This is a genomic window from Pseudomonas fluorescens (assembly GCF_000968015.1).
Lineage (GTDB): Bacteria > Pseudomonadota > Gammaproteobacteria > Pseudomonadales > Pseudomonadaceae > Aquipseudomonas > Aquipseudomonas fluorescens_W.
The window spans coordinates 1-844 of sequence record NZ_LACH01000086.1 but is presented as its reverse complement, the minus strand read 5'-3'; the positions used below and the strand labels follow the sequence as shown (position 1 = coordinate 844).

Below are 844 nucleotides of genomic sequence, written 5' to 3'. Positions count from 1 at the left end.
GCTGATGGGCTACTGGATTCGTGGACGGATCCCCAAAGAGGAACAAAACCCGCTGAACCGCTGGTTGATCAGGCTCTATCAGCCGGCCCTGGACGCGGTGCTGCGCCGGCCCAAAGTCACCATGCTGGTCGCACTGTTGGTCTTTCTCAGCGCACTATGGCCGATCTCTCGCCTGGGTGGCGAGTTCCTCCCTGCGCTGGACGAGGGCGATCTGCTCTATATGCCTTCGGCTCTGCCGGGGTTGTCGGCGCAGAAAGCGGCGCAGCTGCTGCAACAGACCGATCGCCTGATCAAGACGGTGCCCGAAGTCGAACACGTCTTCGGTAAGGCGGGCCGCGCCGAAACCGCCACCGACCCGGCACCGCTGGAGATGTTCGAGACTACCATTCAATTCAAGCCGCGTGAGCAGTGGCGCCCCGGAATGACTCAGGAAAAACTGGTGGAGGAACTGGATCGAGTGGTCCGCGTGCCTGGGCTGACCAATATCTGGATACCACCGATCCGCAACCGCATCGACATGCTGGCCACCGGGATCAAGAGCCCGATCGGGGTGAAAGTTGCCGGCCCCAATCTGACGGAGATCGATACGGCTACTCAGGCGGTCGAGCGCGTGGCCAAGGATGTGCCCGGTGTCAGTTCGGCCCTGGCCGAGCGCCTGACTGGCGGCCGTTACATCGATGTGGATATCGATCGCAAGGCCGCGGCCCGCTACGGGCTGAATATCGCCGATGTGCAGTCGATCGTGGCCGGCGCTATCGGTGGTGAAAACGTCGGAGAGACCATTGAAGGGCTCGCTCGCTTCCCGATCAACGTGCGTTATCCGCGTGAGTGGCGTGACTCGCTC

Annotated in this window: 1 protein-coding gene; it reads left to right on the top strand. The window is 62.3% G+C overall.

Features of this window, described 5'->3' with window-relative positions:
• The coding region (locus VD17_RS29770; protein WP_185753257.1) for an efflux RND transporter permease subunit at positions 1–844 on the top strand (844 nt) is incomplete at both ends.